This is a genomic window from Duganella sp. OV510 (assembly GCF_900100205.1).
Lineage (GTDB): Bacteria > Pseudomonadota > Gammaproteobacteria > Burkholderiales > Burkholderiaceae_D > Rugamonas.
On record NZ_FNEQ01000015.1, the window covers coordinates 51,330 to 77,063 of the forward strand.

Genomic DNA, 25,734 nt, shown 5'->3' on the forward strand with positions numbered 1-25,734 from the left:
TTTCCTAGTTGACCAATATCTGGCACATGTCGTTGACCATCAGCGGGCAGTTGACGCTGAGCTGCTGGCGCTGCGCGTCGTCGAACGCCAGCCGCTGCCAGGCCTGCTCGCGCTGTGCTGCATCGCCGTCGTCCGGCCCGGCCAGCAGGTGCGCCAGGCCGACCGCCAGCGCCAAGCCAGTGGCGTTGGCACGGTGCTGGTGGCTGATGGCGTCCTGGATCGCCTGCGGGAATTTCCAGTGGGCGGCCAGCGCGCTGCCGGCCTGCGCGTGATCGACGCCGAACACCGCCAGTTCGGCCGCAGCCACGCTGGCATCCTCGTGGGCGGCGCGCCAGGCCGGTACTGCCGCGTATTCAGTGGGAAAGCGGGTGGCCAGCACCAGCGTGCCAAGCTGGTGTAGCAGACCGGCGGTGAAGGCGGTGTCCGGGCTTTGCCGCAGCTGGCGCGCCAGCGCGCGCGCCCACACGGCGGTGGCGATGGCTTCGCGCCAGAACAGGTCCAGGTCCAGCACCGCGCCGGCTGCCGGCGGCACCGCGCCGATGACGCCGCAGGCGGTCACCAGCGTGCGCACGCTGTGCAGGCCGAGCACCGACATCGCCTGCTGAATGCTGGTGACCTTGGACGGCATGCCGTAGAACGAGGAATTCGCCAGCCGCAGCGTCTTGGCGGTCAGTGCCGGCTCCAGCGCGATGCGGCCAGCCAGGTAGTGCAGGTCGATATCGTCCTCGTCCATGCTGGTCAGCAGCTCGGCCACCACCGCCGGCAGCGACGGCAGGTCGTGGATGCGGCGCACCACGTCATCCAGCGCCACGTGGCCGGCCGCGCTCATGGCAGCGCCTCGTCCAGGCTGAAGGTGATCAGGCTGCCGCGCGAGGCCGAGCTGCCGCCCATCGGATAGGCTTTGACCGCATAGCGCGTGCCGCCGATGTCGGTGTGGTGGCCGTCCGGCGGCAGCGCGCCGCCATCCGGAAACAGTTGCGGCAGCACCGCGCTGGCCTCGTTGCCCAACAGGGCACCGCTGCGCTGGAACATGCGGCCGGCGGCGCCGTTGACGAAGGCGATCATGCCGCCGTCATCCATGCCGATCACCGGCAGCGGCAACTGTTGCAGGATTTCGCGCGCGATGTTGAGGCTGATCTCGTCGCGGTCGATCTGGCGCTGCATCTGGTGCAGCAACTGTTCCATGCGGCGGTTGGCGCTGGCCAGCTCGTGGTTGGCGTTGCGCACTTCCATATTCAGGCGCACGTTGTCGTCGGCGATTTCCTTCAGGCGGAAGGCGTCGGCCAGGTGGGTGCGCAGTTGCTCGTCGTTCCACGGCTTGGTGAGGAATTTATAGATGGCGCCCTCGTTGACGGCGTCAGTCACCGATTGCAGCTCGGTGTAGCCGGACAACATGATGCGGATGGTGTCGGGGCGCAGGATGCGTGCCTGGCGCAGGAAGTCGGCGCCGTTCAGGCCGGGCATGCGCTGATCGGAGATGATGACGTCGACCGGCTGCTGCGCCAGCATCTCCAGCCCTTGCTCGCCGGAGTTGGCGCTGTGGATTTCGTAGCCGTCCGGGCGCAGCAGGCGCTTCAGCGCGGAGATGATGTTGGCCTCGTCGTCGACCAGCAGCAGGCGGCGGCGCTTCTGCTGCACGCGCAGCAGCTGTGGCGCCAGGCGGCGGTCTTCGCGCAGCAGCGTCCCCAGCTGTTCGGGCGCTTGCGGCGCGGCGTAGATGTCGCCTTGCACCAGATCGCACAGGTTGTCGCGCAGGAAGGCGCATTGTGCATCATTCTGCACGCCGTCGGCAGCGACGCGGATGCCAAGGTGCAGCGCCATGGCGATCAGCGCCTGGCACAGTGCGGCGACGGCTTCGCTGTCGGTGACGCCTTGCACCACGGCGCGGTCCAGCTTGATGTAGTCGAAGGGATAGCGTTGCAGATTGCCCAGGCAGGCGGGACCGGCGCCAAACTGGTCCAGCGTCAGGCTGGCGCCTTGCTGCTTGAAGAAGTCCAGCATGGCGGCGCTGGCGGCCGGGTCGTGCATCAGCGTGGCTTCGTCCAGCTCCAGTGTCAGTGCTACCGGCGCGATGCCGTATTCATCGAGCAGCGCGGTGACGGCGGGGCCGAAGCGGGCGTCGCCCAGTTGTTGCGGGCCGAGGTTGAGCGCGACCTGCAGGTCGCAGCAGTCCAGCACGCCGCCTTGCCACAGTTGCCGGTCCTCGCAACTGCGGCGCAGCAGCGCCAGGCTGTCGCCGTGCGCCGACAGCGCTTCCACGCAGGCCACCGCGCCGTTGCGCAGGTCGACCAGCGGTTGGTAGCGCGGCGATTGATCGTCGAACTTCATCAGGCGTTCCTATCGAAATGGAAGCTTGCTGCTCGAAAATGCTATCGCTGATTATTACGGATAAGCTCGCTGCATACAACCTTTTTAACAGTGCGTAAGCGAACGGAAGCCGCTGTCCATGCGGTTCACACTGGGGTCACGTTAATCCAGGAGAAGACCCATGACTACAATCATCGCAGGCCATTTCCAGCTACAAGATGAAATTGCCGACGCCCGCCTGGCCCTGCTGGGCGCCGGTTTCGCGGCGGCGCGCATCAGTTCTTTTTATGTCAATCCGCCCGGACAGCACGATATCCATGAACTGGGCGGCGACCATGACAAGTCGCCCGGCGCCAAGGAAAGCGACGAGGGCGTGGTGCAGGGCGGCGCCGCTGGTGCGATTGCCGGCGCGGTGGCGGGCGCCGCCACCATACCTATGACCGGGCCGGTGGGACCGGTGGTCGGGGCGCTGGTCGGCGCCCACGTTGGTTCGCTGTACAGCCTGAACAAGATGAAGGAGCGCGGCGAACCGGACGAGGATGGCAGCAATGTGCAGCCACCGCGCAAGTCCGGCATGATGATCGCCGTGGCGGTGGACGATGTCACCCAGGAAGACACGGCGGTGGACATCCTGCAGCGGCTGGGCGTACGCGATCTTGAACGCGCCGAAGGCACCATCACCGCTGGCGACTGGCGCGACTTCGACCCGAACTCGCTGCCGGTGCCAGTGCCGGCATAGCCAGTGGCAACAGTGTCGGCTTGCTATCTGCCATTTGGCTGGCGCTGTTGCATATCCGAGACTAAGCCTGCGCACAGGGCAATTTTCGGTATGATAGTCGCACGACATCACACCGTGAGCGGAGGCGGCAATGACCCAGGCATGGCTAGTACTCACGCGTCCCGACGGGCGCGACGTGGCGGCGCCGTCCGAGGCCCAGCTGGCGGCAGCGCTGGCGGACGTCTACGGCGGCAAGGTCGCCAGTCCCGAGGGCGGTCCCGGCAGCGCGGTGCTGCGCTTCGGCTACGATGACGGCCTGATGTACGAAATGGAAGTGGCGGCCGATGGCGCCGTGCGCTTTGCCGAATGGTCGGACCGTGATTGCGAAATTGCCCTGGCGACGCCGCGCACCATGACAGTCAGCCAGCAGGCCGACGCCCTGCAACTGTGGCGCCTGATGGCGCAGCGGCAGGTGGCCAAGATCCGCAGCCAGCCCTGGCTCAGCGGCGACTAGCGCTGTTGTTGTTCCAGCCGCGTCTGGCAGCTGATGCATAGGCGCGCTTCCGGGCGGGCGTTCAGGCGCGAATAGCCGATCGGCCCGCCGCAGCTTTCACACATGCCATAACTACGATCACCGAACTTGCCGAGCGCGTGGCGCACCACGTCCAGCTGGCGTGCCGTCAATGTTGCCGCCTCATGCACCGCCGCGTGCAGCGTGCGCTGGCTGGCGTTGTCGGCCGGCGAGGCTTCTGCCTGGTGCGGCAGCGGCGTGCGCAGATCGGTGTTGCGGTCGAGGTCGTCCGCGAGCTGACTAAGCAGCGCGGCACTGGCGCGTTCAAGCCGGGTTTGCAGAATCTGCCATTGTTGATCGTCCAGTTGGTTCATGCCGCGTCCTCCCTTGCAGCATTGGACCGGCGCGGCGGCGTATCGTTCTACAGCGCCTCGATATGGTGCTTGAGTTTCTCCAGCGATGGCAGCACGCGTTCCGGCCGGCCGCTGGCGATGGCCGCACCGGCGCCGATCAGCTCGCCAGCCAGATCAAGCAAGTCCTTGGCGCGGTCGATGCGGGCGATGATGAGCTCGGCGCGTGCGGCCAGTTCCGCCAGTTGCTGCTGTTGCGCCTGCAAGCCGCCGGCTGCCTGCATGGCGGCATCCAGATACAGGCTGTTGGCGCGCTGGCGCAGCTGCACCTCCTGTTCAAACAGCGACTGCGCGACGCGCTGGGAAATGCCGGGCAGGGCACCGTCGGGCGTGCTCTTGCGCAGCGCGCGCATCAGGCGTAAGTGCAGGGCGTCGGCGCAGGCCGACAGGCTGTCTGCCAATGCTTCGAGGCGCGCTTGTTGCTGTGGATCGGTCATGGCGGCTCCTTATTCGGCGGGAAGGTGTTGCAGCAGCGCGCGGTGGCGCTGCGCGATCAGATCGAGATTTTTGCGCGCCAGCGTGAAGCGCAGGCCGATCAGGCGGAACTCGGCCTCCTTCTCCTGCTGCCGCGACCGGGCGAGCGCCAGCAACAGGCGGTCGCGAGTGGTGTCGAGAAAGGGGATTTCCGATTCCAGCATGCCGATCACCAGGTCTTCCTCATTGTCGCTGGACTTGCTGTACAGGCGCAGCAGCGTGCGCATGGCGTCCAGTACCTGCTGCATCGATTGCTGGCCCTCGCGCAGCATGGTGTCGACGGTGTTTTCCTGTAGCGGTCCGGTGAACGCGCGCGCGGCCAGCCGCACCAGGCCGGCGTAGGCGTTGACGTGGCGATCCTCCAGGCCGGTGTCGGGCCAGGCCTTGATGCCGGTGCTGAGGCTTTTCACCTGATCCTCCAGGTCGTACTGGCTGTCGCCGGCCAGCGCGCCCAGCGCCTGCATATACGCTTGCAGGCCGTATTGCAGCTTGACGAAATCGTCGCAGGCTTGCTGGCGGCGGGCGTCCAGCTGCTGCTCGCGGGAGTCGGCGGCCGGATACATGAACGGCTGCTGGCGCTGGTAGGTGTGGCGGTAGCGTTCGGTTAGCTCATGGTAGGCGCCCAGCTTGGGCGCATCGGCGGCGAAGGCGCGCACCTCGGCCATGCGCGGCGTGCTGCTGGCGCAGCCGGACAGCAGGACCAGCGTGGACAGCATCAGGTAGAGACGTCTCATGGATCACCCCACGGTTGAGTGGGATGATTGTGGCGTGCGGCAACGGGGCGCGTGTTGCGCCGGCGCAGACTAAGTGGTCAGCACTGCGCGCCAGCCGAGGCCGGCGTTGGTGTCGCCGGACGGCAGGTACTCGCAGCCCAGCCAGCCGTCGTAGCCGATCTGGTCGATGAAGGCGAACAGATGGCGGTAATTGATCTCGCCGGTGCCGGGTTCGTGGCGGCCGGGGGTATCGGCGATCTGCATATGCTTGATCAGCGGCAGGTTGGCCTGGATGGTATTCGACAGTTCGCCCTCCATGCGTTGCATGTGGTAGATGTCGTATTGCAGGAACAGGTTGGGGCAGTTGGCTTCAGCGATGATATCCAGGGCCTGGCGGCTGCGGCTGAGGAAATAGCCGGGCATGTCGAAATGGTTGATCGGCTCGATCAGCAGATGGATGCCGGCCGGCGCCAGCTGCGCGGCTGCATGGCGCAGGTTCTCGACATAGGTAGTGTGGGCCAGTTCCGGTGCCAGTCCGGGCGGCAGCTTGCCCGCCATGCAATGTAGCTGCGTCACGCCCAGTTCAGTGGCGTATTCCAGCGCGGTCGCCACGCCATCGCGGAACTCCTCGACGCGGCGCGGATCGCAGGCCATGCCACGATCGCCGGCATTCCAGTCACCGGCTGGCAGATTGAACAGCACCAGCTTCAGCTGATAGCGGCGCAAGCGCTCAGCGATCTGCTGCATCTTGAAAGCGTAAGGAAAGAGGAACTCAACCGCCTCAAAGCCAGCCTCATGAGCGAGGGCAAAGCGGTCAAGAAAAGGGGCGTCGGCATACAGCATCGACAGATTGGCGGCAAACTTCGGCATGGCAATACAACTCCGGGGTCAGTTCTGCCAATCGTACACGAGCTCATGTACATTTGGCAGAACTGACCCCGGATTTTTAGCGGCCGCGGCCGCCGGAGCGGTGCTGGGCGGCGGCGCGCGGGGCGTTGCCGCCGCCGGTGCCGCGCGGTGCGCTGCCGTTGCCACCATTGTTGCCGCCGGCGGCGCGTGGCTTGTTGCCGTTGCCGCCACCGCTGCCTGCCTTGCGTGGGGCGCCGCCACCACCACCGCCACCACCACGGTTGCCGCCGTTGCGATGGCCTTGGCCGCCGCTGCGCAGCTGGATCGGTTGCGCACGTGCGGTCGGATCCGGCTCGAAGCCTGGGATGATGTCACGCGGCAGCGTTTGCTTGATCAGCTTCTCGATGTCTTTCAGCATGTCGTGCTCGTCCACGCAAACCAGCGAGACCGCCTCGCCCGTGGCGCCAGCACGGCCGGTGCGGCCGATCCGGTGTACATAGTCTTCCGGCACGTTCGGCAGGTCGTAGTTGACCACGTGCGGCAACTGGTCGATGTCGATGCCGCGCGCGGCGATGTCGGTGGCCACCAGCACTTGCAGCTTGTTGTCCTTGAACTCGGACAGCGCCTTGGTACGCGCCGACTGGCTCTTGTTGCCGTGGATCGCCATCGCGCCAATGCCGTCCTTCTCCAGCTGTTCGACCAGCTTGTTGGCGCCGTGCTTGGTGCGGGTGAAGACCAGCACCTGCGACCAGTTGTTCGACTTGATCAGGTGTGCCAGCATCGGGTGCTTCTTGTCGCGGTCGACCGGGTGGATCTTTTGCGCGATGACCTCGGAGGTGGCGTTGCGGCGCGCCACTTCGATCATCGCCGGGTTGTTCAGCAGGCCATCGGCCAGCGCCTTGATCTCGTCCGAGAAGGTGGCCGAGAACAGCAGGTTCTGACGCTTCGGCGGCAGCTTGGCCAGCACTTTGCGAATGTCGCGGATGAAGCCCATGTCGAGCATGCGGTCAGCTTCGTCCAGCACCAGGATTTCGATCTTGCTGAGGTCAACCGTGCCCTGGTCCATATGGTCCAGCAGACGGCCCGGCGTGGCCACCAGGATGTCGACGCCATGCTTGAGCTGCTTGATCTGCGGGTTGATGCCGACGCCGCCAAAGATCACCGCCGAATTCAGCTTGGTGTACTTGCCGTAGGTGCGCACGCTTTCTTCGACCTGTGCCGCCAGTTCGCGCGTCGGCGTCAGGATCAGGGCGCGGATGGCACGCGGCGAGTTGTTGCTGGTCAGCTTGGAACCGACCGCGTCGGTCGACAGGCGTTGCAGCAGCGGCAGCGTGAAACCGGCGGTCTTGCCGGTGCCGGTCTGCGCGCCCGCCAGCAGGTCGCCGCCGTTCAGGACGGCGGGAATGGCCTGCTGCTGGATAGGAGTCGGCGTGGTATAGCCGGTATCACTAACCGCGCGCATCAGGGCGTCGGACAAACCGAGAGAGGAAAAAGACATATTATTCTTACGTAAAGATTCTACAGGACTGGGCTTATGCCGCAGCTTTCAGTATAGCATCTAGTTTCAATGCGGAAATAAAACCTGCAATAAAAAAAGGAGCCGGAGCTCCGTTTTTTGTAACAAGCGGTGGCTTGCTTAGGCGAAGGGAGCAAGGAGGCCAACCATCTGTGCGAACACTTTCGGGCTGGCGGCGATGATATCGCCTTTGTAGAGATAGTCGGATTCGCCGTTGAACTCGCCGACAATGCCGCCGGCTTCGGTCACCAGCAGCGCGCCGCCGGCGATGTCCCAGGGCTTCAGCCCTTTTTCGTAGAAGCCGTCGAGGCGGCCGCAGGCGACATAGGCCAGGTCCAGCGCGGCGCTGCCGGCGCGGCGCACGCCGTGGCTGCGCTCGGCCATGACGCCGTACATTTCCAGGTATTCCTTCAGCGCTTTCGGGCTGCCGGTCTGGTAGCCGGTGGCCAGCAGCGCATTCGCGATGCGGTCCAGCTTGCCAACGCGGATGCGTTTTTCGTTCAGATAGGCGCCGGCGCCCTTGGTGGCGGTGAACAGGTCGTTGCGGACCGGGTCGTAAATGACGGATTGGGTGATGACGCCGCGCTGCGACAGCGCGATCGAGATCGCGTATTGCGGGAAGCCGTGCATGAAGTTGGTGGTGCCATCGATCGGGTCGATGATCCAGGTGTATTCTGCCTCGTCGTGGGCATTGGCCGATGCGCCGGATTCTTCCGCCAGGAAGGCATGGTCAGGGTAGGCTTTCGACAGCACTTCGATGATGGCTTGTTCAGCAGCCTGGTCGACGTCGGTGACGAAGTCCTTGTGGTTTTTTTCGGTGACGATCACGCGATCGAGGTCGAAGGAAGCGCGGTTGATGACAGCTGCGCCACGGCGCGCGGCTTTCACAGCCGTATTGATCATTGGATGCATGGGCTTTTCCGTATAAAAATGCTAACGCCCACCAGGGGTTTTCCAGCCCGGCGGCACGACAGGAGACAAAATGACAAAGAGCGGGGCGGCAGTGGCAGGGAGAATTCTGCTGGAATTTCCGCGTCACTACCGCGCGATTGCGCTATTTTAAATGAACCTGCCGCAAATCAACACGAATCTTTTCAAAACATCGCTGATTTATGCTGTTTTCCGGGCGCGGAAGGTTAGGGAGATGGCCGACACCAGGAAGTAGAACGCGCCGAATCCGGCATAGCCAACCACGGTGCTTATCGATGGTTCGGCGGCAGCCTGTGCCTGGAAAATGAAGGTGGCGCCCGCCAGCGCGGACTGGCCACCGCTCAACATCATCGCCCATTGCGCGCCGTACAACTTGCGCCGGCGCAGGCCCGCACCCAGTTGCAGCAGACCCGACAGAATGGCCCATACGCCGAATACCGCCAGCACATGGTGCATGTCCGGCAGCGCCAGCCAGACGGCCGCAGCCACCACCAGGCTGACCGCAACGTTGAATGCCTGCGGGCGGTTCTGCGCCAGGCCGCCGCTGCGGGTGGCGTCCGCCAGGTTGGCCAGTGCATCCCACAGCGGGTAGAACACCAGCAATATCGCGGCGATGCCGGCGGAGCGGGGCGCCAGGCTGATGGCGGCGACTATCCAGGCGATCGAGACGGCCGCGCGTGCGAAGTAATAGGTCTTTAGCCAGCTTTCGTTGGCGGTTTGGTTCAGTGCTTGCATGGGATGTCCTTTGGTTGGTTCATGGGAGTAGCCTACCTTCTAGTAGGTTTGTCGTCAAGCCAAATCGGATGGGAACAGTTAAAATCCGCTTCACGTGACCAGCTCTTGTTTATCTTTTAATGAATCATCTTTTTAAGCAGCTCCGCTTTATTCTGGTTGAAACCAGCCGCGCCGGAAATATCGGAGCGGTGGCGCGCGCCATGAAAACCATGGGCTATAGCGACCTGGTGCTGGTGACGCCGCGCTTCGACAACGCGTTGCAGGACCCGGAAGCGGTGGCCTTTGCCTCCGGCGCACAAGACATCCTGGCCAGCGCGCGCGTGGTCGGCAGCATGGCCGAGGCGCTGGAAGGCATCAATTTCGCCGCTGCGGTGTCGGCGCGGTTGCGCGAATTCTCGCCGCCGGTGCTGTCGCCGCGCCAGCTGGCCAAGCAGCTGGTGGCACAGCAGGACCTGCACGCCGCCGTCATCTTCGGCAATGAGCGCTTCGGCCTGCCGAACGAGCTGGTCGAGAAGTGCAATGTGCTGATCAATATTCCCGCCAATCCGGAATACTCGTCGCTGAACCTGTCGCAGGCGGCGCAGGTGCTGGCCTATGAATGCCGCATGGCGGTGCTGGAGGGCAGCGGTGTTACCCACACGCCGCGCCTGCCGGCCGGTGACGCCAGCGAAGTCGGTTTCCACGGCGAAGCCGCCAGCATCGAGCAGATCGAGGGCATGTATGCGCACCTGGAGCAGGCGCTGGTGGCGATCGGCTTCCTTGATGCCAGCAATCCACGCAAGCTGATGCCGCGCCTGAAGCGCCTGTTCGCCCGCGCGCAACTGGAAAAGGAAGAGGTCAACATCCTGCGCGGCATCGCCCGCCACATGACCGGAAAGAAGGAGCCATGAACTGGGACCATCCGCAGCCCTATACGCTGGAACTGTCGCCGGGGGCCGATGATATCGACGGCCTCGACCACACCAACAACGCGGTCTACGTGCAGTGGTGCGAGAAAGCCGGCTGGGCGCACTCGGAAGCGCTGGGCCTGAGCCTGGCCGACTACCGCCGCCTGGACCGCGCGATGGCGATCCGCCGCTCCCAATACGATTACCTGCTGCCGACCGCCGCCGGCGAGCAGCTGATACTCGGCACCTGGCTGTACAGCACCGACGGCAAGCTCAACATGGAGCGCCGCTTCCAGCTGCTGCGCGCCAGCGATGGCGCCACCGTGCTGCGCGGGCGCTGGCAGCTGGTCTGTATCGAGATCAGCAGCGGCCGCGCGCGCCGCATGCCCCCGGAATTCTGCGATGGCTACCTGCCCGCCGTGGTGGTGACGGGTTAGACGCCACACTCTAACTTTGCAACTTACACTACCGTCTAACGATAAAAATGGACGGAGACAATGCAAGTATCCCGCAGATCTTTTCTGAAGATCGGCGTGGCCGGCGCGTGCACGCTCGCTGCCGGCGGCGCCGTCTATCGCCTGGCATATCCGCCACAGGCTTCCCGATTCGCGCTCGATGGCAAGGCCCTGGAAGTGCTGCACGCGGTGATTCCCGCCGTGCTGGGGCCGGTCTTGCCGCTGGCGCCGGATGCCCGCGCCGCAGCATTGCAGGCGGCCAGCCAGCGCGTGCGCGACGCGGTGCTGGGGCTGCCGCTGGCAACGCAGAAAGAGGTGCAGGATCTGTTCGGGCTGCTGGCGCTGGGCCCGGCGCGGCGCCTGCTGGCCGGCGTGCGTGGCGATTGGGAGCAGGCCGATCCGGTCCAGGTGGCAGCCTTCCTTCAAAGCTGGCGCACGCATAGCTTGCAGACGCTGCAAATCGCCTACCACGCGCTGCACGACCTGGTGATTGGCGCCTGGTATGCCGATCCATCCACCTGGGAATCGATAGGCTATCCTGGCCCGCCGAAGGAGCTGCTGGCATGAGCGTGATTCCCGATCCCATCCAGGCCGGCCTGGCCGCCGGTTGGCGCGTGACCGACTGCGCACAGCTGCAAGCCGACCAGACGCTGGAAGCCGACGTGGTCATCGTCGGCAGCGGCGCCGGCGGCGGTGTGACGGCGGAGATCCTGGCGCTGTCCGGCCTCAAGGTGCTGATCGTGGAAGAGGGCGCGCTGAAATCGTCCCGCGACTTCAAGATGCGCGAGGCCGAGGCCTATCCGGCGCTGTACCAGGAATCCGCCGCCCGCAAGACCAAAGACAAGGGCATCACCATCCTGCAAGGCCGCACCGTCGGCGGCAGCACCACCATCAACTGGACCAGCAGCTTCCGCACGCCGGACATCACGCTGCACTACTGGAACCAGCACTTCGGCCTGAAGGATTACACGCCGGAGACGCTGGCGCCGTGGTTCGCCATGATGGAGCAGCGCCTGCACATCAGCGACTGGCCGACGCCGCCCAACGAAAATAATGATCTGCTGCGGCGTGGCGCCGCCAGCCTGAACATCCCGACCGGGCTGATACGCCGCAACGTCAACGGCTGCTGGAACCTGGGCTACTGCGGCATGGGTTGCCCGACCAACGCCAAGCAGTCGATGCTGGTAACCACAATACCGTCGGCGCTGCAACACGGCGCCAGCCTGCTGACGCGGGCGCGGGCGGACAAGCTGGTCATCAAAAACGATCACGTGACGCAGCTGGAATGCGTGGCGCTGGGCACCGATGGCCTGGCGCCGACCGGCCGCCGTCTGACCTTGCGCGCGCGCCATTTCGTGCTGGCCGGCGGCGCCATCAACACGCCGGCCTTGCTGATGCGCTCGACAGCGCCGGACCCGCACGGCCAGCTGGGCAAGCGCACCTTCCTGCATCCGACCGTGATTTCCGCCGGCGTGTTCGCGCAGCGCGTCGACGGCTATGCCGGTGCGCCGCAAAGCGTGTACTCCGACCATTTCCTGCACACCGACCGCATCGACGGCCCGATCGGCTACAAGCTGGAAGCACCGCCGCTGCATCCGCTGCTGTTCTCCACCACCATGCCGGGCTTTGGCGCGCAGCATGCCAGCGTGATGCAGCAGTTCCCGCATGTGCACGCGCTGCTGGCGCTGCTGCGCGATGGCTTCCATGCCGATGCGCCGGGCGGCAGCGTGGCGCTGGTGCAGGGCGCGCCGGTGCTGGACTATCCGCTGGCGCCGTTCATCTGGGACGGCGTGCGGCGCGCGCTGTTGAGCATGGCCGAGATCCAGTTTGCCGCCGGCGCCCGCACCGTTACGCCGGCCCACGAACGGGCGGCCGCCTACACCAGCTGGGCGCAGGCGCAGGCCGGCATCAACGCCCTGCCATACAAGCTGTTGCAAACGCGGCTGGTGTCGGCGCATGTGATGGGCGGCTGCGGCATGTCGGACGACGAGCGCCTTGGCGTGACCAGTTCCAGCGGCCGCTATCACGGCCTGACGAATGTGTCAGTGCACGATGGCTCGCTGTTTCCGACCGCGATCGGCGCCAATCCGCAGCTGTCGATTTACGGCATCGTCGCGCGCCTGGCCAGCGGGTTGGCGCAGCAGCTGACCGGCCAGCCGGCGGCCCGGCCAGGCGGCGCATGAGCGCCTGAACGCGGTATCATGGCCGGATGATCAAACGACTGCTGATACTGCTGCTGGTACTGCAAGCCCTGTGCATCGGCTTGCTGGCGACCGGCCTCTACTACTGGTGGCGGCCCGCGTGGCAGGCCGAGCTGAGCGCGCCGGCGACAGCGGCGTTTTACCTGGCTTGCGGGCTGGGCGCGGTGCTGCTGGTGCGGCTGTTCATCTCGGCGAATAATTTCTTCATGAGTTCGCGCGCCGGCAGCGTCACGCCGCCAGACCATGCGCTCAACCTGTTCAGCGCCGCCAGCCTGTTCTGGCACGAGTTCAATTCTTCCATGCTGACCTCGTCGTACTACATGCTGCGGCCGATCGGCATGCGCTTGCACCCTGCTGCCCAGGGCCTGCCGGTGCTGCTGATCCACGGCTACGCCTGCAACAGCGGCTACTGGCTGCCGATGAGCAAGTTGCTGGCGCAGGCGCGCATCAGCCACTACGGCATCGACCTGGAACCGCCGGGCGCCTCGATCGATGATTTTGCGCCGCAGGTGCAGGCGGCGGTCGAGCGTTTGCGCCGCGAGACTGGCAGTGCGCAAGTCATCATCGTCGGTCACAGCATGGGCGGGCTGGTGGTGCGCGCCTACCTGCGCCGCTACGGCAATGCGCAAGTCGCCCGCGTCGTCACGCTGGGCACGCCGCACCATGGCACGGCGCTGGCGAATCTTGGCCCTGGCAGCAATGCGGCGCAGATGCGGCGCCACAGCGAATGGCTGGGCACGCTGGCGGCATCTGAGGCAAATACGCAACGCATGTTGTTCAGTTCCATCTATTCTGTCCATGACAACATCATCGCTCCACAAGATTCCAGCGACCTGCCCGGTGCGCGCAATCTGGTGTTCGGCGCCATAGGCCACGTGGCGCTGGGCCGTCATCCTGCGATCCTGCGCTGCGCGCTGCAAGAGATCGTGACAGTGGGCCAGCGCGCGCACGTGTGATTTTGTGTGATTATCTTCCAGCCTTGTTGCTGTATGGTTAGTCCTGTACGCGTGGCAAAAAGGCGAGGCGATGGCGATCGATTTCGGCACCCTGATCCTGAATGAAACTCCCGATGCGGTGGTGCTGACCAGCACTGCGGGCGAAGTGGTGTGCTGGTCCAACGGCGCGCAGTCGGTGTTCGGCTATACCAGCGAGCAAGCGGTCGGGCGTCAGCTGGATGCGCTGATCGTGCCGGCCGCGCTGGCCACCGATGGCGCCGATGTGTTGCAACAAGCCGTCAGCTATGGCATTGCCAGTTACGAATCCATGCGCCAGACCAGCGACGGCACGCTGATCTACATTGACGGCTCGTGCAAGGTGGTGCGCAACGCCGACGGCGAGCCCGAGTACATCTTGTGGAGCAAGAAGGACGTCACAGCGCTGAAGGTGCTGCGCGACGCCAAGCTGGTCGAGGCGCGCTACGACGGCATCCTGGAGTCGATGCCGGACGCGATCATCCTGGCCAATGCCGCCGGCCGCATCGTGCTGGCCAACTGCCACGCCGAAGAACTGTTCGGCTACCCGCGCCACGCGCTGCGCGGCATGGTGCTGGATAAGCTGATGCCGCAACGCTTCCGCGCCGCCCACATCCTGCATCGCAGCGGCTTTGCCGCGCAGCCGCTGGCGCGGCCGATGGGCAGCGGCCGCGACCTGTTCGGCCTGCGCAGCGACGGCGTCGAATTCCCGGTGGAGATCAGCCTGAGCCCGGTTACAACCGAGGAGGGCACGCTGGTGATGAGCGCCATCCGCGATGTCAGCGAGCGCAAGCGGATTGAAACGGCGCTGCACGAAAAGAATGTCGAACTTGCAAAGGCGGTGGCGACCAAGGACCGCTTCCTGGCCGGCATGTCGCACGAATTGCGTACGCCGTTGAACGCGATCATCGGTTTTACAGGTACTATGCTGATGAAGTTGCCTGGGCCCATCAATGACGAGCAGAGCAAGCAGTTGCGCATGGTGCAAAGCAGTGCCCGTCACCTGCTGTCGCTGATTAACGATCTGCTGGATCTGACGCATATCGAGTCCGGCCGGGTGCAACTGGATGTCGAACCCTTGCGCTGCCGCGCGCTGATCGATGAGGTGCTGACCTCGTTCAAGCCGCAGGCGCGCAGCAAGGGGCTGGCGCTGGAGTTCGAGCCGTCGGCGGAGGACTTGTTGATCAGCAGTGATCGCCGTGCCGTACAGCAGATCCTGATGAACCTGCTGCACAATGCGATCAAGTTCACCAACAGCGGCGCGGTGCTGGTGCGCATGGCCAGGTCGCTGGTGGGGGAGCGGCAGTGCGCCACCATCAGTGTCAGCGATACCGGCATCGGTATCGGCAGCGAGCAGCGTGGCAACCTGTTCCAGGCTTTTTCTCAGCTGGATGGCAATGCGCTGCGGCAGTTTGAAGGCACCGGTCTGGGGCTGCACCTGAGCCGCAAGCTGGCGTCGCTGCTGCATGGCGAGATTTTATTTGATAGCGAGTATGGCAAAGGCAGCGTGTTCACACTGGCGCTGCCATTGCAAGAATAGAGAAAGGGAGTTCCAACGTGTCAGCACGTATCCTGATCATAGAAGACAACCCCACCAACATGGAGTTGATGGTGTATCTGCTGCGGGCCTTTGGCTACGAACCGCTGTCGGCCAGTGATGGCGAAGCGGGCGTGGCGGCGGCCAGGCGCGAAATGCCGGACCTGATCATTTGTGATGTACACCTGCCCAAGCTGGACGGTTATGGCGTGGTGGCGGCCCTGAAGGCCGATCCTGAAGTACGCCACATCCCGGCGCTGGCGGTCACCGCGCTGGCGATGGTGGGCGACCGCGAGAAACTGCTGGAGGCCGGCTTTGACGGCTACATCGGCAAGCCGATCGAACCCGACACCTTTGTCGCGCAGATCGAGTCTTTCTTGCAAGGGGCAGTGTCGTCCCCGGCCAATAAAAACGATACCGCCACGATCCTGATCGTGGACGATCACGTACTCAACCGTGAATTCCTGATGACGCTGCTGAGCTACGGCGGTCATCGCCTGCTGGAGGCTGCCAACGGCGCCGAAGGCCTGAAAGTGGTGCTGGCGGAGAAGCCGGACCTGGTGATCTCGGACATCCTGATGCCGAACATGGATGGCTACGAATTCGTCATCCGCATGCACGCGCACAAGGACACCGCCGACGTGCCGGTGATCTTCTACACCGCCACCTACCGCGAGCGCGAGGCGGTGGCGGTGGCGCAGTCCTGCGGCGTGCGCTGGGTGCTGCCGAAGCCGTCCGATCCGGAAGTGATCCTGGCCACCGTGCAGGAGGCGCTGGGCCTGGCGGAGGCGCCGGCCGAGGCGCTGCCGGCCTTCGCACCGGAACCGCCCCAGGAAGGGCGGCTGCACGACATCGATCACAAGGTGGCCGAATACCTGGACGAGCTGGAGTCGAGCAGCCAGCTGATTACCCAGCAACTGGCCAACGACACCGCCGAGGCCTCGCCGGAAAACCTGACACGCATGACGCAGCGGCTGTCGCATTCGCTGTCCAGCCTGCAGGCGGTGAGCCTGCGCCTGACCGCGCTGATCGAGCTGGGCATCGAGCTGGGTGCCGAGCGCGATCCGGTCGCGCTGGTGGAAATCGGCTGTCGCGTGGCGCAGAATATCTGCGTGTCGAAATATGCCTGCATCGGCGTGCTGGAACCGGGCGCCACCGAACTGGCCCATTTTGCCAGCTGCGGCGCCGGCATGCCGGTGCGGCAGATCGCCCAGACGCCGCGTGCCGGCGTGCTGCGCGGCCTGCTGGACCAGCGTCTGCCATGCCGCATCAATGACCTGAACGGCGACCCGGCCACTATCGGCCTGCCGCCGACACACCCGCCGGTGCATTCTTTCCTTGGCGTGCCGATTGCCTCGCGCGAGCGCACCCATGGCTGGCTGTACCTGGTCGATAAATTAGGCGCGGACGGCTTCTCGGAAGTCGACGAGCGCGTTGCCGGCACGGTAGCGGCGCAGGTGGCGGTGGCGTACGAGAATCTGCTGCTGTATGACGAAATCAAGCGCCACCACGCGCAGTTGACGCTGGACATGAATGCCCGCATCCGTCTGGATGAAGACCTGCGCCGCTTCCGCCTGGCGATGGACGCCACCGCCGACGCCATCTTCCTGGTCGACCGCGCCGGCATGTGCTTTGTCGACGTCAACGCCACCGCCTGCCGCATGCTGGGCTTCGAACGCGAGGAGTTCCTCAAGATCGGCCCCAACATGACGCTGGAAGGCGAGCTGCAAAAGCTGGAAGACCTGTACGACAAGCTGCTGGCCGGCGACCAGAGCGGCGCCATGACCGAGCTGCTGTTGCAATGCAAGGATGGCACACCGCTGGCGGTCGAAGTGCAGCGGCGCACGCTGCGCTCCGGCTCCAGCTGGATACTGGTGGCGGTGGCGCGCGACATCACCGAGCGCAAGGAAGCCGAGCAGCGCCTGCTCAAGCTGGCGCACTTCGACACGCTGACCGGCCTGCCGAACCGCAGCCAGTTCTACGACTCGCTGGCGCATTCGCTGCGCCAGGCGGAAGAACACAAGTGGTCGCTGGCGGTGCTGTTCCTGGATGTCGACCGCTTCAAGAACGTCAACGACACGCTGGGCCACACCATCGGCGACGAGCTGCTGCGGCAGTTCTCCAGCCGGCTGGTCGACTGCCTGCGCGTGCGCGACACCATCGGCCGCTTCGGCGGTGACGAGTTTGCCGCCATCCTGATGCTGCCGGAAGGCGCGCAGAACGCGATTGCCGTGGTCGACAAGATCCGCGAATCGCTGCGCCGCCCGTTCGACCTGAAAGGTCACGAGGTGACGGTGACCGCCAGCATCGGCATCGCCGTCTATCCTGACGATGGCGCCGAACCGGACACGCTGATCCAGTATGCCGACACCGCCATGTACCGCGCCAAGGAAGCCGGGCGCGACGCCTTCCGCTTCTTCACCGCCGAGATGAACGCGCAATCGCTGGCGCGGCTGGACCTGGAGAACGCGCTGCGCCGGGCGATCGACAACGATGAATTCGTGTTGCACTTCCAGCCCAAGGCACACATCGATAGCGGCCGCATCAGCGGCGCTGAGGTGCTGATACGCTGGCAGCGGCCCGGTCACGGCATGGTGTCGCCGGCGCTGTTCATCCCGCTGCTGGAAGAAACCGGGCTGATCGTGCGGGTCGGCACCTGGGTGATCCACGAGGCCTGCCGCAAGATCGCCCACTGGCACAAGACCAATGCCGGTGCGGTGCACCTGTCGGTCAATGTCTCCGGCATCCAGTTCTTTGTTGGCGGGCTGGAGGAAGAGGTGCTGAAGGCGATCCGCGAACACGGCATCGCACCGGAATTGCTGGAGCTGGAGCTGACCGAAAGCTCGCTGATGTCGAATGCCGAGGAAACCATCAGCGTATTGCAGAACCTGAAAGCGCTGGGGATCCAGATCTCGATCGACGATTTCGGCACCGGCTATTCTTCGCTGGCTTACCTGAAGCGCTTCCCGATCGACAAGCTGAAGATCGACATCGCCTTTGTACGCGAAGTCACCAGCAACCCGGACGACGCCGCCATCGTGCTGGCCATCATCAACATGGCGCACAGCCTGAAGCTGAACGTGATCGCCGAAGGGGTGGAGAAGGAGGCGCAACTGGCTTACCTGCGCCGCCACAACTGCGACGAGATGCAGGGCTATTTCTTCAGCCGGCCGCTGCCGGAAGCCGAGTTCGAGGCCATGCTGCGCGAAGGACGCCGCCTGCAGGCGCCGGCCGATGGCAACATCGTCGACCAGCAGACGCTGCTGATCGTCGACGATGACGCCTTCATGCTTGATGTGCTGACCGATTTCCTGTCGCAGGACGGCTACCGCATACTGACCGCGCAGACGGCGGCCGAAGGCTTCGACATCCTGGCGCGGCACCGCGTGCAGGTGATCCTGTGCGACCAGTGCATGCCGCTGATGAGCGGCACCGAGTTCATGGAGCGGGTCAAGAACCTGTGCCCGGACACCTTCCGCATCATGCTGTCGGCCTATGCCGACCTGACGCCGATCATGGCCGCCATCAACCACGGCGCCATCGACCGCTTCTACACCAAGCCGTGGAAAGGTGCGGTGCTGCGCGAAAACATCCGCGAAGGCTTCCGCCTGCACGCCCAGGCGCATGGGCCGCTGAAGGCTGTCGCTGAAACTGCAACCATCAAGGAGTAGATTTGGGTATTTTTGATTTCTTCCGTTCCCCCCCTACCATTGAAAAATTTGCGCAGCTGGTTATCCAGGAATTTACCGCTGCCGGCAACTCCTCCCAACTACGCTATGACGCCGCCGAGTGCCGCTTGCTGGGAGACGGCGAGGGCGTGCAGATCATCAACCTTGAAAATGGCTTCCGCGATTATTGCGCCGCGCCGCGCAAACAGCGCCAGCAAGTGCTGCAGCATTTTGTGCAGGGGCTGACAGCGCCTCCATTGCCCATCAGCTTTGCCGAGGCGCGCGCCAGCGTGCTGCCGGTCATACGCGGACGCGGGACGCTGGAATATCTGCGCCTGCTGCCGGAAACGCTGGCGGGCAGCAAGGCCAAGCCCTATGGCGAGGCGTTTGCACCGTTTAGCGACGACAGCGTGATCATGCTGGCGCTGGACAGCGAACGGTCGATCCAGACCTTGACTGGCTCGGTGCTCGAAGGGTGGGGCGTTTCCTTCGATGAAGTGTTGGCGGCAGCTATCGATAATTTGCGGGACATGTCGGTGGCGAGTTTCCAGCAGGTTGTGCCGGGTGTGTTCATGGCAAGCTGGAACGACAATTACGAAACCTCGCGCCTGTTGTTCTCCGACCTGTTCTACCAGCTAGGCGTGGGTGGTGAACCGGTGGCGATGGCGCCGACACGCAACAAGCTGCTGGTGGCGTCCGCCAATGATGAAACGGGCTTGATCGCCATGCTAGCGCTGGCGCGTAGCCTGGTCGAAGATGAGGGACGGCAGGTGTCTGCGTTGATGTACCGTTTCGAGCAGGGCAAGCCTGTCGAATTCGTGCCCGTGCAGCCAGAGGTGCTGCGTCTCGCTACCGAACTGAAGAAAATTCTGCTGCTGAATGACTACCAGATGCAGAAGGAGATGCTGGACAAGCTGAATCAAAAAGCCCAGCTGGACCTGTTTGTCGCCAGCTACAAACTGGTACAGTCGGAGGCGACCGGGCGTGTACACAGTTACGGCGTCTGGACCGATCAGGTCGATACCCTGCTGCCGGAAGTCGACAAGGTGGCGCTGGTGCGCTATCACGAGGAAAGCGGCGAGCCGGATGTGCGCGTGGTCGAATGGGAAGAGCTGCGCAGCCACATCAAGGAGCTGCAGCATGCGGTGGCAGGCTACCCGGTGCGCTACCATCTGCCTACCTTTCCCAGCCGCGAACTACTGGAGTCGCTGACTTGCGTGGAAATGAACGCGTGAATAAACCTCCGGTCAAGCTTGAAAGCTAGTAACCGTGCTCTAGTTCTGCTGGCTTAGAATAAAATACCGGCAAACAGAACTCACAGGATGGAAATGGCTAAGAAGTTGAAGAAGAGCGACGACCAGTTGGCTGACGCCGTACGCATGTCGTCACAGGAGATCTGGCAGGCCGGCCTGGCTGCCTTTGCCAAGGCGCAGGAAGAGGAAGGCAAGTTCTTTTCCATGCAGCTGTTCGAGGAACGCGTGCTGCGCGCGCTGAGCTCGATCGGCGTGCCGACCCGCCAGGAAATCGACGCCCTGAACCAGCGCATCGATGCGCTGACCGCACAGGTCGCGGCACTGTCCGGCAAGCCGGCCGCGCCGAAAAAGACCGCTGCCAAGGATGCCAAGCCGGCCGCCAAAAAGCCAGCGCTCAAGAAAGCTGCTGCCAAGAAAACAAAATAGCTAACTGGCGGCATCTGGCCGCCATATGCGCCTAAAAGCGTGCGCGATGTTCCTCTGTTGTGTGCATCGGTGTTATGCTTGCAGCAGAAAAAACAGAGGTCTCCCGCTATGCTACAAAAAGCCCCCCGCCGTACCCGCGAACGCATTCTGGAGTTGTCCTTGCGCTTGTTTAATGAGTTCGGCGAGCCCAATATCACCACCACGGTGATCGCCGAAGAGATGAATATCTCACCGGGGAACCTGTACTACCATTTCCGTAACAAGGACGATATCGTCAACTCGATCTTCGTCCAGTTTGAAGCCGAAATCGAGCGCATCCTGACCGTGCCGAATGGCCGTCGCTCGAATATTGAAGACGTCTGGCTGTACCTGCACCTGATGTTCGAACTGATCTGGCGTTACCGTTTCTTCTACCGCGACCTGAACGACCTGCTGTCGCGCAACCGCAAGCTGGAACTGCATTTCAAGCAGATTCTGGCGCACAAGATCAAGGTCGCCAAGCAGCTGTGCGAGGACCTGCGCAGCGAAAAATCGCTGGAAGCGTCCGATACCGCCATCGACGCCATGGCCACCAATATGGTGGTGGTGGCGACTTATTGGTTATCCTATGAGTACGTGCGCAATCCGCGCAAGTACAGCGAGCAGCAGTCGATGGCCGACGCGCTGGCGCGCGGCTGCTACCAGGTGCTGTCGCAGATCGGCCCGTACCTGCGCAACGAGACGGCGCTGCTGTTCCAGAAACTGTCCGAAGAATATCTGAAGAAGCTGAAGTAGCTGAACAAGGAGGCCTTGATGGCGTGGACCGCTTTTCCGTATCCCGATCCGGCATACCGCTATACACCGGAGACCTTGCAGGCGGCGTGGCCGCACCTGCACGGCGGCGACCGCGAAGCATTCCCGACCCATCCGGCACTGGTGCAGGCGTGGATCGCCTTCCATGCCGGCGAGTTCGAGCGTGCGGCGCGGCTGGGGCTGGATGTCGGCGTCAATGGTTATGCGGTGGCGCACAAGGCCATCTGCATGTACACCAACTATCTGGAACTGAACGACAAGAAGCGGCTGGCCACGTTTGAATGCGTGGCCGAGCGCTGCGAGCGGCAGCAGCTGGAGCAGCCGGGCAACCCGGCCGGCTACTACTGGCACGCGTATGCGCTGGGCCAGTATTCGCAGGGCATTTCGGTGGTGAAGGCGCTGGCGCAGGGAATAGGCACGCGCATCAAGCGCAGCCTGGACATTGCGATCAAGCTGGAACCGCAGCGCGCCGACGCGCATATCGCCCTCGGCGTTTATCACGCTGAAATCCTCGACAAGGTGGGGGCCGTGCTGGCCGGCCTGACGTATGGCGTGAAGAAGGATGAAGCCTATCGCCAGTTCGAGCTGGGTATGCAGCTGAATCCGGATTCGGCCATCGCCCGCATCCAGTACGCGCGCGCGCTGCTGATGCTGGACAAGAAAAACAAGGTGGCGCAAGCCGCCGATCTATATCAACAAGCTGCCTGCTGCAATGTGCGTGACGCTACCGAGCGTCTCGACCAGGAGGCGGCGCAGAAAGCGCTTGAAGAGGAAAATATTAGTGGGTAACGTGGTCTTTAAATCGATTTGTGTGTATTGCGGCGCCAATGAGGGAGCCTCTCCCCGGTTTGCGGAACAGGCGCGCGCGCTGGCCAAGGCGCTGGTGGAGCGCAACCTGTCACTGGTATATGGCGGCGGCAAGGTGGGCCTGATGGGCATTATTGCCGACGAGGTGCTGCGCCTCGGTGGAGAAGTGACCGGCGTGATTCCCACCGCGCTGGTCGAGCGCGAAGTCGGTCACGCCGGCCTGACGCGCCAGTTCATCGTCAAGAACATGCACGAGCGCAAGGCCATGATGGCGCAACTGTCCGACGGCTTCATCGCCATGCCGGGCGGCCTGGGCACGCTGGAAGAGTTGTTCGAGATGCTGACCTGGGCCCAGTTGGGCATCCACGCCAAGCCGATTGGCGTGCTGAACGTTGACGGCTATTACGATAGTCTGGTCGAGTTCGTTCGCAATGCCACCCGGCAAGGCCTGGTGCGCCCGCAGCATGCCGAGCTGATGATGGTGGAGAGCGAGCCGGAAGCACTGCTACGCCGCTTCCTTGCCTGATTGTCGTTCTAACACCACATTAAATTCCCACCGGGAATGTTCTATTGTTTTTTTAAAAATTCAAGTGTCGTTTTGATATTTTCTGTGTTTTAATTTGGTCCAGTACAACAATCAACTGGAGACTGGATTGAAAACGAACACCATGTTGCGCGCGGCGCTAGCCGCTACCTTGCTGTCTATCGGCTCGGCGCAGGCGGCCGTCATCGAATTCGATGGAACCTCGGTCGGTCAGCTGAACCATACCAATCTGCCTTGGCCGCTGAGCCTGGTCAATGTGCACCACGGCCAGGATTATGTGGAAGACGGCTTCCTGCTGAGCAGCTCGCTGGGTGGGACCTTCCTGCACACACTGTTCGTGCCGGACGCCGGTAACGCAGTCTACCGCCCTGCAGCGGACTCGTACGCGATGGCCGCCTCGACCGGTGCCACCACCACGCTGACGGCGGTGGATAATGGTGCTTTCAACGTGGCGTCGATCGACCTGGCGCGCCTGCTGACCAGCAACCTGGCATCGAATGGCTCAGTGACGTTCTATGGCGCCAAGGCGGGCAGTACCACTGTGGTGCAGCAGACTTTCAGCTACACCGGCAGCTGGTCGACGTTCAACTTCAACAGCAACTTCAGCAACCTGTCATCGCTGGCCTGGAATCAGGGTGGGCTGTTCGGCTCCAGGTATGAGTTCGACAACATCACCGTGACGGCCGTGCCTGAACCGCAAACCGTCGCCATGCTGCTGGCCGGCCTCGGGCTGCTTGGCTGGGTGCGTCGCCGCAAGCAGGCTTAACTCCACAGCTTCCGGCCTTCGGTGTCCAGCTGCGTCAGGTACAAGCGAAGGTCGAATTCATACTGGTGGTAGTGAGGCTCCATATAAGTGCACAGCTTGTAGAACGCCTTGTCGTGCTGCTTTTCCTTGATGTGCGCCAGCTCATGCACCGCGATCATGCGCAGGAATTCCAGCGGCACGTCCTTGAACATGGTGGCCACGCGGATCTCATGCTTGGCCTTCAGCTTGCCGCCCTGTACGCGTGAAATCGCCGTGTGCAGCCCCAGCGCGTGATTGATCACGTGGATCTTGCTGTCGTACTCGACCTTGTTGATCGGCTCGGCATTGCGCAAAAACTCCGATTTCAATTCCTGCACATACTGATACAGCGCGCGGTCGGTGCGCAGCTCGTGCGGTTTGCTGTAGCGCTTGAGCAGCACTTCGCCCAGCTTGTTCTGGGCGATCAGTTGCGACACTTGCTGCTGCGTTTGTTCGGAGTAGGCGCTGAGGTACTTCAGGGAGGACATGTGGACGGCGTAAAAATGGCGAGGCGTGACTGTACCACAGCGCGCCTCAGCGGCTGCGCCGGACCAGGCGCTGCACCCAGCTGGTGTAGCAAATGACGACCGGCATCGTCGCCACCACCATCCAGAACATCGTGGCCAGGCTGGCGTGGCTGGCGACCGCGTCCCACGCGGTCAGGCTGCTGCCGGGCGCCAGCGACGAGGGCAGCACAAACGGGAACATGGCGGCGCCGGCGGTGAGGATGATGGCGGCCACCGTCACGCCGCTGGCGACGAAGGCGGCGCGCGCCTGATCGCGCACGCTGAAGCGTATCGACAACAGGGCGCCGGCGAAGGCTGCGATGGGGAGGGCCAGCGTCGGTGGCCAGCGCGTGTAGTTGTCCAGCCAGGCGCCGCTGGCGCGCCCGACCATTTTGGCGATCGGCATGAAGCGGCTGCCGGCGTCTGGCATGGTGTCGATGCGGTAGCCTTCGATGCCACAGGCGATCCACACGCCGGCGGCGGCAAACAGCACGGTGGTGGCGACGGCGGCCAGGATGGCGGCCTTGCGTGCGCGCGCCCGCAGCGCGCCGCCGCCTTGTTGTTGCAGCCAGGTGGCGCCATGCAGGGCCAGCATGCTGACGCTGAGCAGGCCGGCCAGCAGGCCGAAAGGATTGAGCAGGGTGGCGAAGCTGCCGCTGTATTGCAGCCGCATGCTGTCGTCAAACGTGAAGGGCACGCCTTGCAACAGGTTGCCGAAAGTGATGCCGAATACCAGCGGCGGCAACAGGCCGCCGGCAAACAGGCCGCAGTCCCAGGCGCGGCGTTGGCGCGCGCCGAGTTGATGGCGGAGGCGGAAGCCGAGCGGGCGGAACAGCAGGGCGGACAGGCATAGCATCAATGCCAGCGAAAAGCCGGAGAGCGCCGGCTGGTACAGCAGCGGCCAGGCGGCAAACAGGCAGGCGCCGGCGGCGATCAGCCAGAGGTGCTTGCCTTCCCAGGTGGGGGCGATGCTGCGCAGGATGGCGCCGCGCTCTTCATCGTTGCGGCCGAGCAGCGGCAGAGAGATGCCGATGCCGAAGTCAAAGCCGTCGGTCAGCGCAAAGCCGACCAGCAGCGCCCCGACCAGGCACCACCAGATGACTTTGTAGGTTTCTTAATCGAAAAACATGCTGCGGCTTTAACTGTTTTCCGTACTCCGGCCGAGTCGGAAGCTGTCGCGCACGTCGATCAGTTTCTTGACCGTGGAACCCATCTTCATCAGCGAGGCCAGCGTCTCCGGCGACAGCCGCTGCACATCGTCGAACCAGGTGCTCGATAGCTCGATCAGGCCATACATCTCGCGCATGCGTTGCTGGGCGATGCGGTCGGCGTCATTGTCCGGCTGCTCTTCCAGCGCTTCGCGCAGCATGGCCAGCGTCGGCTCGACCTCGCGGCGGCGGCGTTCCTCCAGCAGCGTCTTGAAAATGTCCCAGATATCCTTGGGCGGCTCAAAATATTCGCGGCGGTCGCCGGGCTTGTGCAACAGCTTGACCAGGCGCCAGGCTTGCAGCTCCTTTAATCCCATTGACACATTCGAACGCGAGAACGACAGCGATTCGGCGATCTCGTCGGCGTTGAGCGACTGTCCGCTGACATACAGCAGCGCATAAATCTGGCCAACAGTGCGGTTGATGCCCCAGCGGCTGCCCATTTCGCCGAAATGCAGGACAAAGCGCTGGGCCAAAGGCGTGAGTGCTTGCATAAATTCTCAATTTTCAGTAATTCCTGAAATTATAGAAT

General features: G+C 63.6%; 27 protein-coding genes. 15 read left to right on the forward strand and 12 right to left on the reverse strand.

Annotation, left to right across the window (positions count from 1 at the left end):
- Nucleotides 1-4: 4 nt before the first annotated feature.
- Both BLS51_RS28050 and BLS51_RS28055 read right to left on the reverse strand, forming a co-directional pair.
- Entirely contained in the window at nucleotides 5-829 is an 825-nt protein-coding gene (locus BLS51_RS28050; protein WP_090192264.1) for an HDOD domain-containing protein, read from the reverse strand.
- On the reverse strand, nucleotides 826-2,328 hold the full coding sequence (locus tag BLS51_RS28055) for an EAL domain-containing protein (RefSeq protein ID WP_090192263.1): 1,503 nt from the start codon (nucleotides 2,326-2,328) through the stop codon (nucleotides 826-828). Before BLS51_RS28055 ends, BLS51_RS28050 begins: the two co-directional genes overlap by 4 nt.
- Nucleotides 2,329-2,488: 160 nt before the next feature.
- On the opposite strand from BLS51_RS28055, the gene BLS51_RS28060 reads away from it, so the two are divergent.
- Both BLS51_RS28060 and BLS51_RS28065 read left to right on the forward strand, forming a co-directional pair.
- Complete coding sequence (locus BLS51_RS28060; RefSeq protein ID WP_090192262.1) at nucleotides 2,489-3,046, forward strand: glycine zipper domain-containing protein; 558 nt, start codon at nucleotides 2,489-2,491, stop codon at nucleotides 3,044-3,046.
- Nucleotides 3,047-3,176: 130 nt separating this feature from the next.
- Entirely contained in the window at nucleotides 3,177-3,539 is a 363-nt protein-coding gene (locus BLS51_RS28065) for a hypothetical protein (RefSeq protein ID WP_090192261.1), read from the forward strand.
- Here the strand turns inward: BLS51_RS28065 and BLS51_RS28070 are convergent.
- The 7 genes from BLS51_RS28070 to BLS51_RS28100 form a co-directional block, all read right to left on the reverse strand.
- The gene (locus BLS51_RS28070; protein ID WP_090192260.1) at nucleotides 3,536-3,910 is read right to left on the reverse strand and encodes a TraR/DksA family transcriptional regulator; all 375 of its coding nucleotides are present in this window, start codon (nucleotides 3,908-3,910) and stop codon (nucleotides 3,536-3,538) included. The two genes, BLS51_RS28065 and BLS51_RS28070, sit on opposite strands and share 4 nt — an antisense overlap.
- Before the next feature lie 47 nt (nucleotides 3,911-3,957).
- The gene (locus BLS51_RS28075; RefSeq protein ID WP_090192259.1) at nucleotides 3,958-4,383 is read right to left on the reverse strand and encodes a hypothetical protein; all 426 of its coding nucleotides are present in this window, start codon (nucleotides 4,381-4,383) and stop codon (nucleotides 3,958-3,960) included.
- A 9-nt stretch (nucleotides 4,384-4,392) separates the two neighbouring features.
- On the reverse strand, nucleotides 4,393-5,154 hold the full coding sequence (locus BLS51_RS28080; protein ID WP_090192258.1) for a hypothetical protein: 762 nt from the start codon (nucleotides 5,152-5,154) through the stop codon (nucleotides 4,393-4,395).
- 69 nt (nucleotides 5,155-5,223) lie between these two features.
- Nucleotides 5,224-6,003: a 2-oxo-tetronate isomerase gene (gene otnI, locus BLS51_RS28085; RefSeq protein ID WP_090192257.1), complete on the reverse strand. Its 780-nt coding sequence runs from the start codon at nucleotides 6,001-6,003 to the stop codon at nucleotides 5,224-5,226.
- A 76-nt stretch (nucleotides 6,004-6,079) separates the two neighbouring features.
- Nucleotides 6,080-7,480 carry a DEAD/DEAH box helicase gene (locus BLS51_RS28090; RefSeq protein WP_090192256.1) on the reverse strand — a complete coding sequence of 467 codons (1,401 nt, stop codon included), beginning with the start codon at nucleotides 7,478-7,480 and terminating at the stop codon, nucleotides 6,080-6,082.
- 138 nt (nucleotides 7,481-7,618) lie between these two features.
- On the reverse strand, nucleotides 7,619-8,401 hold the full coding sequence (locus BLS51_RS28095; protein WP_090192328.1) for an inositol monophosphatase family protein: 783 nt from the start codon (nucleotides 8,399-8,401) through the stop codon (nucleotides 7,619-7,621).
- A gap of 207 nt (nucleotides 8,402-8,608) precedes the next feature.
- On the reverse strand, nucleotides 8,609-9,163 hold the full coding sequence (locus BLS51_RS28100) for a hypothetical protein (protein WP_090192255.1): 555 nt from the start codon (nucleotides 9,161-9,163) through the stop codon (nucleotides 8,609-8,611).
- 119 nt (nucleotides 9,164-9,282) lie between these two features.
- Between BLS51_RS28100 and BLS51_RS28105 the strand changes: the two genes are divergently transcribed.
- The 13 genes from BLS51_RS28105 to BLS51_RS28165 all read left to right on the forward strand — a co-directional run bounded on the left by BLS51_RS28105 (nucleotide 9,283) and on the right by BLS51_RS28165 (nucleotide 23,470).
- A complete protein-coding gene (locus BLS51_RS28105; protein WP_090192254.1) occupies nucleotides 9,283-10,053 on the forward strand; it encodes an RNA methyltransferase in 771 nt (256 codons plus the stop codon).
- On the forward strand, nucleotides 10,050-10,487 hold the full coding sequence (locus BLS51_RS28110; protein ID WP_090192253.1) for an acyl-CoA thioesterase: 438 nt from the start codon (nucleotides 10,050-10,052) through the stop codon (nucleotides 10,485-10,487). The genes BLS51_RS28105 and BLS51_RS28110 overlap by 4 nt, the downstream gene beginning before the upstream one ends.
- Nucleotides 10,488-10,547: 60 nt before the next feature.
- The gene (locus tag BLS51_RS28115) at nucleotides 10,548-11,072 is read left to right on the forward strand and encodes a hypothetical protein (RefSeq protein ID WP_090192252.1); all 525 of its coding nucleotides are present in this window, start codon (nucleotides 10,548-10,550) and stop codon (nucleotides 11,070-11,072) included.
- Nucleotides 11,069-12,688 (forward strand): GMC family oxidoreductase, encoded by a 1,620-nt coding sequence (locus tag BLS51_RS28120; RefSeq protein ID WP_090192251.1) that lies wholly within the window; start codon nucleotides 11,069-11,071, stop codon nucleotides 12,686-12,688. Before BLS51_RS28115 ends, BLS51_RS28120 begins: the two co-directional genes overlap by 4 nt.
- Nucleotides 12,689-12,714: 26 nt before the next feature.
- Complete coding sequence (locus BLS51_RS28125) at nucleotides 12,715-13,662, forward strand: esterase/lipase family protein (protein WP_090192250.1); 948 nt, start codon at nucleotides 12,715-12,717, stop codon at nucleotides 13,660-13,662.
- Nucleotides 13,663-13,732: 70 nt separating this feature from the next.
- Nucleotides 13,733-15,217 (forward strand): PAS domain-containing sensor histidine kinase, encoded by a 1,485-nt coding sequence (locus BLS51_RS28130; RefSeq protein WP_090192249.1) that lies wholly within the window; start codon nucleotides 13,733-13,735, stop codon nucleotides 15,215-15,217.
- Between the two features lie 17 nt (nucleotides 15,218-15,234).
- Complete coding sequence (locus BLS51_RS28135) at nucleotides 15,235-18,885, forward strand: EAL domain-containing protein (protein ID WP_090192248.1); 3,651 nt, start codon at nucleotides 15,235-15,237, stop codon at nucleotides 18,883-18,885.
- A gap of 2 nt (nucleotides 18,886-18,887) precedes the next feature.
- Nucleotides 18,888-20,117, forward strand: coding sequence for a DUF1444 domain-containing protein (locus tag BLS51_RS28140; RefSeq protein ID WP_090192247.1), 1,230 nt, complete (start codon nucleotides 18,888-18,890; stop codon nucleotides 20,115-20,117).
- A 93-nt stretch (nucleotides 20,118-20,210) separates the two neighbouring features.
- The gene (locus tag BLS51_RS28145) at nucleotides 20,211-20,561 is read left to right on the forward strand and encodes a phasin family protein (protein ID WP_090192327.1); all 351 of its coding nucleotides are present in this window, start codon (nucleotides 20,211-20,213) and stop codon (nucleotides 20,559-20,561) included.
- Between the two features lie 108 nt (nucleotides 20,562-20,669).
- Complete coding sequence (locus BLS51_RS28150; RefSeq protein ID WP_090192246.1) at nucleotides 20,670-21,335, forward strand: TetR/AcrR family transcriptional regulator; 666 nt, start codon at nucleotides 20,670-20,672, stop codon at nucleotides 21,333-21,335.
- An 18-nt stretch (nucleotides 21,336-21,353) separates the two neighbouring features.
- Entirely contained in the window at nucleotides 21,354-22,142 is a 789-nt protein-coding gene (locus BLS51_RS28155; RefSeq protein WP_090192245.1) for a tetratricopeptide repeat protein, read from the forward strand.
- Nucleotides 22,135-22,686, forward strand: a complete 552-nt coding sequence (locus tag BLS51_RS28160) for an LOG family protein (RefSeq protein WP_229207786.1) — start codon at nucleotides 22,135-22,137, stop codon at nucleotides 22,684-22,686. The genes BLS51_RS28155 and BLS51_RS28160 overlap by 8 nt, the downstream gene beginning before the upstream one ends.
- 127 nt (nucleotides 22,687-22,813) lie before the next feature.
- Entirely contained in the window at nucleotides 22,814-23,470 is a 657-nt protein-coding gene (locus BLS51_RS28165; protein WP_229207785.1) for a PEP-CTERM sorting domain-containing protein, read from the forward strand.
- Here BLS51_RS28165 and BLS51_RS28170 read toward each other — a convergent pair.
- The 3 genes from BLS51_RS28170 to BLS51_RS28180 are packed head-to-tail and all read right to left on the reverse strand — an operon-like array spanning nucleotide 23,467 to nucleotide 25,696.
- Nucleotides 23,467-23,976 carry a YgjP-like metallopeptidase domain-containing protein gene (locus tag BLS51_RS28170; RefSeq protein WP_090192243.1) on the reverse strand — a complete coding sequence of 170 codons (510 nt, stop codon included), beginning with the start codon at nucleotides 23,974-23,976 and terminating at the stop codon, nucleotides 23,467-23,469. The genes BLS51_RS28165 and BLS51_RS28170 overlap by 4 nt on opposite strands.
- Nucleotides 23,977-24,022: 46 nt before the next feature.
- Nucleotides 24,023-25,093: a cytochrome d ubiquinol oxidase subunit II gene (gene cydB / locus BLS51_RS28175; RefSeq protein ID WP_255369081.1), complete on the reverse strand. Its 1,071-nt coding sequence runs from the start codon at nucleotides 25,091-25,093 to the stop codon at nucleotides 24,023-24,025.
- 39 nt (nucleotides 25,094-25,132) lie between these two features.
- Nucleotides 25,133-25,696, reverse strand: coding sequence for a GbsR/MarR family transcriptional regulator (locus tag BLS51_RS28180; RefSeq protein WP_090192242.1), 564 nt, complete (start codon nucleotides 25,694-25,696; stop codon nucleotides 25,133-25,135).
- Nucleotides 25,697-25,734 lie beyond the last annotated feature (38 nt).

What these genes read in the sequence shown, in the direction of transcription:
- BLS51_RS28115 (WP_090192252.1), top strand. Translation starts at nt 10,548, where the DNA reads ATGCAAGTATCCCGCAGATCTTTTCTGAAGATCGGCGTGGCCGGCGCG.
- BLS51_RS28070 (WP_090192260.1), bottom strand. Translation starts at nt 3,910, where the DNA reads ATGAACCAACTGGACGATCAACAATGGCAGATTCTGCAAACCCGGCTT.
- BLS51_RS28095 (WP_090192328.1), bottom strand. Translation starts at nt 8,401, where the DNA reads ATGATCAATACGGCTGTGAAAGCCGCGCGCCGTGGCGCAGCTGTCATC.
- BLS51_RS28170 (WP_090192243.1), bottom strand. Translation starts at nt 23,976, where the DNA reads ATGTCCTCCCTGAAGTACCTCAGCGCCTACTCCGAACAAACGCAGCAG.
- otnI (WP_090192257.1), bottom strand. Translation starts at nt 6,003, where the DNA reads ATGCCGAAGTTTGCCGCCAATCTGTCGATGCTGTATGCCGACGCCCCT.
- BLS51_RS28090 (WP_090192256.1), bottom strand. Translation starts at nt 7,480, where the DNA reads ATGTCTTTTTCCTCTCTCGGTTTGTCCGACGCCCTGATGCGCGCGGTT.
- BLS51_RS28130 (WP_090192249.1), top strand. Translation starts at nt 13,733, where the DNA reads ATGGCGATCGATTTCGGCACCCTGATCCTGAATGAAACTCCCGATGCG.
- BLS51_RS28080 (WP_090192258.1), bottom strand. Translation starts at nt 5,154, where the DNA reads ATGAGACGTCTCTACCTGATGCTGTCCACGCTGGTCCTGCTGTCCGGC.
- BLS51_RS28060 (WP_090192262.1), top strand. Translation starts at nt 2,489, where the DNA reads ATGACTACAATCATCGCAGGCCATTTCCAGCTACAAGATGAAATTGCC.
- BLS51_RS28180 (WP_090192242.1), bottom strand. Translation starts at nt 25,696, where the DNA reads ATGCAAGCACTCACGCCTTTGGCCCAGCGCTTTGTCCTGCATTTCGGC.
- BLS51_RS28050 (WP_090192264.1), bottom strand. Translation starts at nt 829, where the DNA reads ATGAGCGCGGCCGGCCACGTGGCGCTGGATGACGTGGTGCGCCGCATC.
- BLS51_RS28145 (WP_090192327.1), top strand. Translation starts at nt 20,211, where the DNA reads ATGGCTAAGAAGTTGAAGAAGAGCGACGACCAGTTGGCTGACGCCGTA.
- BLS51_RS28120 (WP_090192251.1), top strand. Translation starts at nt 11,069, where the DNA reads ATGAGCGTGATTCCCGATCCCATCCAGGCCGGCCTGGCCGCCGGTTGG.
- BLS51_RS28105 (WP_090192254.1), top strand. Translation starts at nt 9,283, where the DNA reads ATGAATCATCTTTTTAAGCAGCTCCGCTTTATTCTGGTTGAAACCAGC.
- BLS51_RS28110 (WP_090192253.1), top strand. Translation starts at nt 10,050, where the DNA reads ATGAACTGGGACCATCCGCAGCCCTATACGCTGGAACTGTCGCCGGGG.
- BLS51_RS28125 (WP_090192250.1), top strand. Translation starts at nt 12,715, where the DNA reads ATGATCAAACGACTGCTGATACTGCTGCTGGTACTGCAAGCCCTGTGC.
- BLS51_RS28075 (WP_090192259.1), bottom strand. Translation starts at nt 4,383, where the DNA reads ATGACCGATCCACAGCAACAAGCGCGCCTCGAAGCATTGGCAGACAGC.
- BLS51_RS28055 (WP_090192263.1), bottom strand. Translation starts at nt 2,328, where the DNA reads ATGAAGTTCGACGATCAATCGCCGCGCTACCAACCGCTGGTCGACCTG.
- BLS51_RS28150 (WP_090192246.1), top strand. Translation starts at nt 20,670, where the DNA reads ATGCTACAAAAAGCCCCCCGCCGTACCCGCGAACGCATTCTGGAGTTG.
- BLS51_RS28155 (WP_090192245.1), top strand. Translation starts at nt 21,354, where the DNA reads ATGGCGTGGACCGCTTTTCCGTATCCCGATCCGGCATACCGCTATACA.
- BLS51_RS28100 (WP_090192255.1), bottom strand. Translation starts at nt 9,163, where the DNA reads ATGCAAGCACTGAACCAAACCGCCAACGAAAGCTGGCTAAAGACCTAT.
- BLS51_RS28065 (WP_090192261.1), top strand. Translation starts at nt 3,177, where the DNA reads ATGACCCAGGCATGGCTAGTACTCACGCGTCCCGACGGGCGCGACGTG.